Source organism: Marinobacter sp. OP 3.4 (assembly GCF_036224885.1).
Classification (GTDB): Bacteria; Pseudomonadota; Gammaproteobacteria; order Pseudomonadales; family Oleiphilaceae; genus Marinobacter.
Genome location: NZ_JAVVLT010000109.1, coordinates 26473 through 33188, shown reverse-complemented (window position 1 = coordinate 33188; position 6716 = coordinate 26473). Strand labels below are relative to the sequence as shown.

The following is a 6716-nucleotide window of genomic DNA, read 5'->3' as shown; positions in this document are numbered from 1 at the left end:
GACCGCGCGAGCGCGCGTGGGCGGGCCGGGGCGTGCGCGGGCGCGACCGCGCACCGTACGCAAGCGCGCGCCGCGAAGCGGCGGCGTCAGGCCTTCACGAGCCGCGCGATCGCGTCAGACGCCTCCTTGAGCTTCAGCGCCGCCTCGTCGCCCCCGCGGGTCGCCGCGTCGACGACGCAGTGCTTGAGGTGATCGTCGAGCAACCCCAGCGCCACGTTCTCCAGCGCCGAGCTGAGCGCCGAGATCTGGGTGAGGATGTCGATGCAGTACTGCTCCTCCTCGACCATCCGCTGGATCCCCCGCACCTGCCCCTCCACCCGCCGCAGGCGGTTGAGGTAGCGCTGCTTGTCGCTGATGTATCCGTGGGGGCCGGCGTGCGTGGCATCCGTCCCGTGGTCGTGACCCGTGTCGGGCGAGGCGATGTCGGTCATGATCTGATCCTCTCGGAACGGTTCTCTTCAGAAGCAGGGATGCCGCGAAGCAGCGCCTCCGCGCTCGCCTCCGGCCGCAGGTCGAGCCGGCGCAGCAGCTGCGCGTTCAGGGCGACGACGATGGTGGACAGCGACATCAGGATCGCACCGATCGACATCGGCAGCACGAACCCGATCGGGGCGAGGACACCCGCGGCGAGCGGCACCGACATGAGGTTGTATCCGGCGGCCCACCACAGGTTCTGCTGCATCTTGCGGTAGCTCGCGCGCGAGAGCTGGATCACCGAGAGCACCGAGCGCGGATCGTCGGAGGCGAGGATGACGCCGGCCGACGCGATCGCGACATCCGTCCCCGCACCGATCGCGATGCCGACGTCGGCCTGCGCGAGCGCGGGAGCGTCGTTCACGCCGTCGCCGACCATCGCGACCTTCCGGCCCTCGCGCTGCAGCTCGGCGACCTTGGCGCTCTTGTCCTCGGGGCGAACCCCCGCGAAGACGCGGTCGATGCCGAGCTCGTCGGCGACGGAGCGGGCGACCGCTTCGGCGTCGCCGGTGATCATGACGACCTGCACCCCGAGGCGGTGAAGCGCCTCGACGGTCTCGCGCGATTCGTTCCGCACGGCGTCGGCGAGCTTCAGCGCGCCGGCGACCTGACCGTCGGCCACGACGTGGAGGATGATCGCGCCGTCGGCCCGCCAGCGGTCGGCCACGGCGAGCTCGGCGGCATCCTCTTCTCTCAAGAGCGCAGGTCCGCCGACGCGCACGCGTAGGCCCTCGACGGTGGCGGTGACGCCGACCGCGGGTGAGGAGTCGAAGCCGGATGCCGCGGGCACCGTGATTCCGCGATCGGCGGCGGCCTGCACGATGGCCTTCGCCAGCGGGTGCTCCGAGTCGGTCTCGGCCGCGGCGGCGAGCGCGAGGACGCGGGTGTCGTCGTATCCGGCGGCGGGCTCGATCGCGGTCACCGCGGGGCGCCCCTCGGTGAGGGTGCCGGTCTTGTCGAAGATCACCGTGTCGACGGTGCGCATCTGCTCGAGGGCGAGGCGGTCCTTCACCAGCACGCCGCCGCGCGCGGCGCGCTCCGTCGCGATCGAGACGACGAGCGGGATTGCGAGGCCCAGCGCGTGGGGGCAGGCGATCACGAGCACGGTGATGGTGCGGACGACGCCATCGTCGACGTTGCCGACGAGCGACCAGACGAGCATGGTCAGCGCGGCGGCGCCGATCGCGAACCAGAAGAGCAGAGCGGCGGCACGGTCGGCGATGCGCTGAGCACGCGAGGAGGAGTTCTGCGCGTCGGTGACCAGCCGCTGGATGCCCGCGAGCGCGGTGTCGTCGCCGACGGCGGTGATCTCGACGCGAAGCCCCGAGTCGGTCGCGACCGTGCCCGCGACGACGGGGTCGCCGACCTCGCGGCGCACGGGCTTGGACTCTCCCGTGATCATCGACTCGTCAACGCTCGCCGAGCCGGCGATCACGCGACCGTCGGCGGGGACGCGCCCGCCCGGGCGGACGACGACGACATCGCCGATGCGCAGGTCGGCGGGGGCGACGGTGACCGTCTGGTCGCCCTCGACGCGCTCGGCCTCATCGGGCAGGAGCGCGGCGAGCGAGTCGAGCGCGGAGGTGGTCTGCGCGAGGGAGCGCATCTCGATCCAGTGGCCGAGCAGCATGATCACGATGAGGAGGGCGAGCTCCCACCAGAAGTCGAGTTCGTGATCGAGGATGCCGAGACTCGAACCCCAGGATGCCGCGAACGCGACCGTGATCGCGAGGGCGATGAGGAGCATCATCCCGGGCTTGCGGGCGCGCAGCTCGCTGACCGCTCCGGTGAGGAACGGGCGGCCGCCCCAGACGTACATGACGGTGCCGAGGATCGGGGACACCCACGGGACCCACGGCTGATCGGGGAGGGAGTAGCCCAGGAGCATGGCGAACATGCCCGAGAAGGCGATGACGGGGGCGGCGAGGATCAGGTTCCCCCAGAACAGACGGCGGAACTGTCCGACGTGGTCGCCGTGCCCCGCGTGCCCGCCGTGCGCCGCGTGCGCACCGTGCCCGTGCTCCGCGCGAGGGTGCGCTCCCTCCGCGTGAGGGTGCATTCCCTCGCCGGCAGCGTGCGAACCCTCGTGATCAACGAGTGCACCCTCGCGGGTAGTGGGCGTGGGGTGTTGGTGGTGGTCGTGCTCAGCCATTGCGGACTCCTTCCGGGTACCCCTGGGGGGTATCAGTCGGAACTCCGCGACGCCGCCGCGTATTCCGCCGATCCCCGAAAAGCCGACCGGAATCCGCGCAGCCGCAGGCTGTTGCTCACGACGAACACGCTCGAGAACGCCATCGCCGCCCCGGCCAGCATCGGGTTCAACAGTCCGAGCGCCGCGAGCGGGATCGCCGCGACGTTATACGCGAACGCCCAGAAGAGGTTTCCCTTGATCACCGCGAGGGTCCGCCGCGACAGGCGGATCGCGTCCGCCGCCGCCCGCAGATCCCCCGAGACGAGGGTGAGGTCGGAGGCCTCGATCGCGACATCCGTCCCCGTCCCCATCGCCAGGCCCAGGTCGGCCTGCGCGAGAGCGGCGGCGTCGTTCACGCCGTCGCCGACCATCGCGACCACGCGCCCCTGGTCCTGGAGGCGCCGGACGACCTCGACCTTCTCGGCCGGCAGCACCTCGGCGATGACCTCGTCGATGCCGACCTCGCTGGCCACGCGCCGCGCGACGGTGTCGTTGTCGCCCGTGAGCAGCACCGGCGTGAGTCCGAGGCGGCGGAAGGCGGCGACCGCCTCGGCGCTCGTCGGCTTCACCTGGTCGGAGACGGACAGGATGCCGCGGGCCGCGCCATCCCACCCCACCATCACCGCGGTCGCTCCCCCGCCTTCAGCCTCGCGCACGGCCGCGGCGAGCGCGTCGTCGACGGGCACGGCCCAGTCCGCGAGCAGCGAGGCATGCCCGACGACCACGAGGTGTCCGTCGACGACGCCCTGCACGCCGCGTCCCTCGAGGTTCTGGAAGGACGAGGCAGCCGGCAGCTCTCCGACCCGCTCACGCGCCGCAAGAGCAACAGCCCGCGCGATCGGATGCTCAGACGCATCCTCGACCGCGCCCGCGAGGCGCAGCAGCTCGTCCTCCGACACGGCCGGGTCGTGAGCGACGACGCCGGTGAGCGTCATCCGTCCGCTCGTCACGGTGCCGGTCTTGTCGAGCACGATCGTGTCGACGCGGCGGGTCTGCTCGAGCACCTCGGGACCCTTGATGAGGATGCCGAGCTGCGCGCCGCGTCCGGTGCCGACGAGCAGCGCCGTCGGCGTGGCGAGCCCGAGCGCGCACGGGCAGGCGATGATGAGCACGGCGACGGCCGCGGTGAACGCCGCCTCCGCGCCGAACCCGGCGCCGAGCCACGCCCCCAGCACGCCGGCCGCGATCGCGATGACCACGGGCACGAAGACGCCTGAGATCCGGTCGGCGAGGCGCTGCACCTCGGCCTTGCCCGACTGGGCCTCTTCGACCAACCGCGCCATCTGCGCGAGCTGCGTGTCGGCGCCGACACGCGTCGCCCGCACCACGAGCCGCCCGCCGGCGTTCACGGTCGCCCCCACGACCCCGTCGCCTTCCGTCACCTCGATGGGCACCGATTCGCCGGTGAGCACGGAGGCGTCCACGGCGCTTCGCCCCTCGACGATCACGCCGTCGGTGGCGATCTTCTCCCCCGGGCGCACGACGAACTCGTCGCCGACGCGCAGGTCACCGATCGGCACCCGCACCTCTGTCCCCGAGCGTCGCACCGCGACATCCTTCGCCCCCATGTCGAGCAGGGCCCGCATCGCCGCGCCCGCACGGCGCTTCGCGCGCTTTTCGAAGTAGCGGCCCGCGAGCACGAACATCGTCACGCCTGCGGCGACCTCGAGGTAGATGTTGGCCGACCCGTCGCTCGGCGCGATCGCGAGCGTGAAGGGGTGGATCATCCCCGGCTCGCCGGCGGTGCCGAAGAACAGGGCCCACAGCGACCAGAGGAACGCCGCCGAGACGCCGACCGAGATCAGGGTGTCCATCGTCGCGGCGCCGTGGCGGAGGTTCAGTCCCGCGGCGCGGTGGAACGGCCACGCCGCCCACACCACGACGGGCCCGGCGAGGGCGAGCGCCGCCCATTGCCAGTAGGTGAACTGCAGGGCGGGGATCATCGAGACGAGGATGACCGGAACCCCGAGGATGACGCTGCCGATGAGCCTCTGCCGCAGCGACCGGAGTTCGGGGTCATCGCGACCCTCCGCCGGCGCGGCCGCCGGGTCGGGCTCGGGCGGCGCGGGAAGGGCGGCGGTGTATCCGGTCTTCTCGACCTCGGCGATGAGGGTCGCGGGGTCGGTGCCCGCGGGCACCTCGACGTGCGCCTTCTCGGTGGCGTAGTTGACGCTCGCCGTCACTCCGTCGAGCTTGTTGAGCTTCCGCTCGATGCGGTTCGCGCATGACGCGCACGTCATGCCGCCGATCTCGAGTTCGACGCGGTCGGTCGGGCCGGGCTGCAGGGTGGTCATGAGGCCTCCACACGGAAGGCGGCGGTGTGCACCTCTCCGTCGATCTGCACGTCGAGGTAGAGCAGGTAGGCGCCGGCGCTCGGCACCTCCGCCTCGAACGAGACGGTGCCCGGCTCGTGGCCGTCGACGTGCTCGGGGTGCACGTGCAGATAGGCGAGGTCGCCCTCGCGGAGCGCGACCAGGTGCCCGTCGGCGCCGAGATAGGGCTCCAGCTCGACCGGCTCGCCGTCGCGGGTGACCGCGAACGAGAGGGTCGATGCGCTTTCCGCCGTGAGGTCGCCGGTCATCGTCACCTCGTAGGGTCCGGCATCGGCCGTCAGTCCCCCGTCGGGAAGAGCGGATGCCGCGACCGCGCCCTCCACGAGCACCGACCCCGTCAGCACGAGGCCGTCGCCAAGGGCGCTCGGGGTGGTGTCGGCGTAGAGGCGGTAGCCGCCCGCGGCATCCCAGGTCCAGGGAATCGTCCACCGGCCGTCCGCACCGAGCGTGGGGTGCTCGTGGCGGAATTCGGCGCCGTCGGTGCGCACGGCGATGAGGTGCAGCTCCTTCTCGTGGGCGACGTCGTAGTCGGTCACCGGCTCGCCGCCGGGCCCGATGATGACGAACGAGAGGGCGCCGGCTTCGCCGGCCGCCGTCGGCGCCTGGATGTCGGTCAGGGTGTAGCCCCGGTCGCTGGCGGTGACGCCGGTGACGGCGCCGGCGCTCTGCGCCGCCGCGCCACCCTCTGCCGCGCCACCCTCTGCCGCGCCGCCGTCCTCCGCCTCGCCGCCGTGGGAGTCATCGTGTCCCGCGTTCGACCCGTCGACCGACGCCGACCCCGACGCCGCCGACGACGGCGCGTCGGGCGCGACGAGCGCCGCGACGCCGAACGACGCGCCGAACACCAGCGCGAGCGCTCCCGCGTAGAGACCGAGCCGAGCCGGGGCGTTCATGTCAGGCGCGGGACGCCTGGTAGCCGGCCTCTTCGACCGCGGCGATGACGGCGGCGTCGTCGATGGCGTCCTCGGCCGAGACGACGAGCTTGCCGGTCTGGGCCGACACGTCGACGACGGTGAGACCGGCGATCTCGCTGACTTCTTCGCGGACCGACATCTCGCAGTGTCCGCAGGTCATTCCGGTGACGGCGTACTCGGTGGTGGTGCTCATGAAGATCTCCATACCATTGGGGGGTATCAGGGTCAGCTCCAATATACCCCCTTGCGGTATGGTCGGTCGTCAGATGGAGGTCAGCCCACTTCGTTGTCCAGGACGGGGCACTCGTCGATCTGGTCTCCGGGTTCCAGCCCATTGAGGTAGGGCAGGCACCCGTCGAGCACGGGGACGCTCCGCGTGATCTCGTCGGTTCCTGCGGCGAACGTCACGGGCACCATGCTGCCGGGCGCCGCACCGAGGCCCTCGATGACGGGCGGGTCGTCCAGAGAGGGGCGCTGGCCGAAGCTGACCGTCGATTCTGCAGGCACCTCGATGCGCACGTCAGCCTCCGAGCCTTCGCCGATCTCAAGGTCGAGGACCTGCCGCGTGTCGGTGTTGTTCACGACCGCGGCAATGAGGGTGCCCGCCGAACCGTCCTCGGTGGCGACCACAAGGACGTTGCGCACCTCGAGGGGCCCGACCTGTTCGATGTTGACCCCCACTCCCGCCCGCGACCAGGAGGCGCTCGCGACCTCGGGGTTCGCGAATGCGCAGCCGGAGAACAGCGGGATCATCAGGATGCCGAGTACTGCAGCGCGGCGACGAAGTGTCATGTCTCCTCCTCA

Annotated in this window: 6 protein-coding genes; all 6 read right to left on the bottom strand. The window is 71.6% G+C overall.

Going from position 1 to position 6716, the window contains the following annotated elements; all coding sequences use genetic code 11:
* Positions 1–86 precede the first annotated feature (86 nt).
* A complete protein-coding gene (locus RO069_RS18515) occupies positions 87–431 on the bottom strand; it encodes a metal-sensitive transcriptional regulator (protein WP_442915394.1) in 345 nt (114 codons plus the stop codon).
* Positions 428–2626, bottom strand: a complete 2199-nt coding sequence (locus RO069_RS18510) for a heavy metal translocating P-type ATPase (protein WP_328189561.1) — start codon at positions 2624–2626, stop codon at positions 428–430. Before RO069_RS18510 ends, RO069_RS18515 begins: the two co-directional genes overlap by 4 nt.
* A 32-nt stretch (positions 2627–2658) precedes the next feature.
* Positions 2659–4959, bottom strand: a complete 2301-nt coding sequence (locus RO069_RS18505) for a heavy metal translocating P-type ATPase (RefSeq protein ID WP_328189560.1) — start codon at positions 4957–4959, stop codon at positions 2659–2661.
* Positions 4956–5891, bottom strand: a complete 936-nt coding sequence (locus tag RO069_RS18500) for a hypothetical protein (RefSeq protein ID WP_328189559.1) — start codon at positions 5889–5891, stop codon at positions 4956–4958. Before RO069_RS18500 ends, RO069_RS18505 begins: the two co-directional genes overlap by 4 nt.
* 1 nt (position 5892) lies before the next feature.
* Entirely contained in the window at positions 5893–6105 is a 213-nt protein-coding gene (locus RO069_RS18495; RefSeq protein WP_328189558.1) for a heavy-metal-associated domain-containing protein, read from the bottom strand.
* A gap of 80 nt (positions 6106–6185) precedes the next feature.
* Positions 6186–6704: a hypothetical protein gene (locus RO069_RS18490; protein ID WP_328189557.1), complete on the bottom strand. Its 519-nt coding sequence runs from the start codon at positions 6702–6704 to the stop codon at positions 6186–6188.
* Between the last annotated feature and the right edge of the window lie 12 nt (positions 6705–6716).